We start from the raw sequence: 2,922 nt of genomic DNA, 5'->3' as shown, positions 1-2,922 counted from the left end.
GTTTCAAGAACAACAAGCTCCACAGGGACAAAATTCCATGACCAGAAAATACTTCGGCACCGACGGCATTCGCGGAACGGTGGGCCAGCCCCCGATCACGCCCGATTTCGTCTTGCGGCTTGCGCACGCTGTCGGCCGGGTCCTTCGCAAAACCGAATCCCGCCCCACGGTGCTGATCGGCAAGGACACCCGCATTTCGGGCTACATGCTGGAAAGCGCGCTGGAGTCCGGTTTCAACTCCGCCGGCGTCGATGTGGTGCTGCTCGGCCCCTTGCCTACACCGGGTGTGGCCTACCTCACGCGAGCCCAGCGCGCCAGCCTGGGAGTCGTCATCAGCGCGAGCCACAACGCCTACCCCGACAACGGCATCAAGTTTTTCAGCGCGCAGGGCACGAAGCTCGATGATGCCTGGGAATTGGCTGTCGAAGCTGCGCTCGACGAGCCGCCCGTCTGGGCCGATTCTGCGACTTTGGGCAAAGCCCGCCGCCTCGATGATGCGGCAGGGCGTTATACCGAATTTTGCAAAAGCACCTTTGCCAATGACCTGACGCTTCGCGGCCTGAAGATCGTGGTCGACGGCGCCCACGGTGCGGCCTATCACATCGCCCCCATGGTGTTCCATGAGCTGGGCGCTGAAGTCATTGCCATCGGCTGCGCACCCGACGGCCTTAATATCAACCACGAAGTCGGTGCGACGCACCCCGAAGCGCTGATCGCCAAGGTCAAGGCCAGCAAGGCGGATTACGGCATCGCGCTGGACGGCGACGCCGACCGGCTGCAGATTGTGGACGCCGAAGGCCGGCTCTTCAACGGCGACGAGGTGCTGTACCTGATGGTCAACGAACGCCTGGCGCGCGGCGAGAAGGTACCCGGCACCGTGGGCACCCTGATGACCAATATGGCCGTGGAAGTCGCGTTGAAAGCCAAAGGCGTGGAATTTGTACGTGCCAAGGTCGGTGACCGCTACGTGCTCGAGGAGCTTGAAAAACGTGGCTGGCTGCTGGGCGGCGAGGGTTCGGGCCACCTGCTGGCACTCGACAAGCACACCACCGGTGACGGCCTCATCAGCGCGCTGCAGGTGTTGCAGGCCTGTGTGCGCAGCAAGAAAACTCTGGCCCAGCTGCTGAGCGATGTGGTGTTGTTTCCGCAGACGCTGGTCAATGTGCGCCTCAAGCCCGACCAGGACTGGAAGAGCAGCAAACCCCTGGCCGACATGACCAAAACGGTGGAAGCCGAGTTGGGCAACACGGGCCGCCTGTTGATTCGTGCCAGTGGCACCGAGCCGCTGCTGCGTGTGATGGTCGAAGCGCGTGATGCAGCCCAGGCCAAAAGCTGCGCCGAGCGGGTGGCGGATACGGTACGGGTCTGAGCGATTTATTCAGGAAAATAGTGACTGAAACCCTTTAAGGGCGGGCGCAAGCAGCTATCAAATCGATAGCGACCCGTCAAACAGGGCTAGGAAGCCTCTACGGCCTCCATCAAGCGAGCCCGCTCATCCGGCGTGAGCACCTTCGGCAATACGCGTGGCCCTCCATCATCCGGGTTAAAGRAGGGCGTGACCTTGTAGCCGCCATTGAGCCTCGTGCGTATCAGCGTCGCCATGAACCGGAGAATGGACACGCTGGTGCTGACCGGCATGGCTTTGGGACTGCCTTTGGCGCTCTTCATGCCGACTTTCATGCGCACGGGGCCGAAAGCGCTGTCCAGACTGGTTGACGGATCTTTCAGGCAGTTGTGCAGCAGGCCGACGTGCGAGACCTTGAAGTCACGCGAGGTGTTGCCGATCGGTGTGTTGCAACAGCTGGCATACCAGCGCAACATGCCCTTGTCACTGAGCGACATGCAGGCGAGCGCCTCCTGGCCGTGGGTGAAGGTGACGTGCTGGGGCAGCGTGGCGATCACATCCGATCCACCCATCTCATCCAGAATCTCGTCGGCCTTGCCCAGGAAGTGCGCGTAAACCTGACAGTCTTCGCAGTAGCAGACGCCGCGGCATACCGATTCGGTGTGACTGACATGGCCGCGGAGTGTGCCGCATTGGCAGCGCAAGGGGTGATTCATGTGAGAGCCCTGTTTGATGGGTGAGCCATTTAACATTCAGACGCGCGGAACCCCGAGTTCTTGTCTGGCAGGGCAGTCCGGTCATTGCGCGTACGGTGTTTCCTGATGCCGACGAGTGCAATAGCTCCCGCGGTCTGCGTCGTAACCATGACCAGTGGGTAAAGCAGTCCGATACCGAGTGTCGCCACGATAAAACCGGTGCTGGCGTAAAGCGTGGATTCACGTTTGTATTCTGAGCAAAGCGCCAGGACAAGGCCAAGCCCGGCAAGAATGAACGTAAGGCAGGTCAACCAGATAACAGCGTTGGCGTCATTCAGCGCAAAGACGCTGCTTGGCCGAAGTTCGGCAATATAGCTGCGTTCTTGCCGCACCATGCCCAGCCGGTTCAGCGCGTTCAATAGCTTGCCCCCGAAGAGCACACCGCCGGCGCGATGAACGCACCACAACGCAAGAAACAATGAGAAGGCGACGAGGGCCGAGGCAAACGACAGTTTCCCCAAAGACACTCTTTCGCCGGCACCGAGCAATCGCTTAAGCATTCTCAGCGTGCGAAGGGTAGAGATGTTTGCAGAATCGCCACTCATGCACCGGCTGGTCATCAATGTAGGCTGTAGGCTTTGGCAGATAAGCTTCAAAACACTCGCTGATCCCTAGTTCGATGGCTGTGGTTCGGCAGTATTCAGCGCCTCCCGAGCTCCAGAGAAACAAGGTTGCGCCTTCGGATTTCAGCCGCCTGACCTGGGTAATTACCGCAGGCATGGGAATAYGCTTCGCACCAACGGACCTGACCATGGTGTCGTCGACATCGATAAAAACGACTTGTGGGGTCATGGGTGTTGAACCTTTGTTTGACCCCGGAAT

At 59.9% G+C, this 2,922-nt stretch carries 4 protein-coding genes; 1 reads left to right on the top strand and 3 read right to left on the bottom strand.

The window, feature by feature from the left end:
* Positions 1 to 37: 37 nt before the first annotated feature.
* A complete protein-coding gene (gene glmM / locus AC1D1P_RS19585) occupies positions 38 to 1,369 on the top strand; it encodes a phosphoglucosamine mutase (RefSeq protein ID WP_477674124.1) in 1,332 nt (443 codons plus the stop codon).
* A gap of 86 nt (positions 1,370 to 1,455) precedes the next feature.
* On the opposite strand, the gene AC1D1P_RS19580 is transcribed toward glmM, so the two are convergent.
* The 3 genes from AC1D1P_RS19580 to AC1D1P_RS19570 form a co-directional block, all read right to left on the bottom strand.
* Entirely contained in the window at positions 1,456 to 2,061 is a 606-nt protein-coding gene (locus AC1D1P_RS19580; RefSeq protein WP_477674123.1) for a DUF6151 family protein, read from the bottom strand.
* A gap of 29 nt (positions 2,062 to 2,090) precedes the next feature.
* A complete protein-coding gene (locus AC1D1P_RS19575; RefSeq protein ID WP_477674122.1) occupies positions 2,091 to 2,645 on the bottom strand; it encodes a hypothetical protein in 555 nt (184 codons plus the stop codon).
* On the bottom strand, positions 2,593 to 2,922 hold a 330-nt coding region (locus AC1D1P_RS19570; RefSeq protein WP_477674121.1), incomplete at its 5' end, for a DUF705 domain-containing protein. The genes AC1D1P_RS19570 and AC1D1P_RS19575, both read right to left, overlap by 53 nt.

Source organism: Polaromonas sp. P1_E1_2 (genome assembly GCF_056406035.1).
This window is presented reverse-complemented; position numbering and strand designations above follow the sequence as displayed.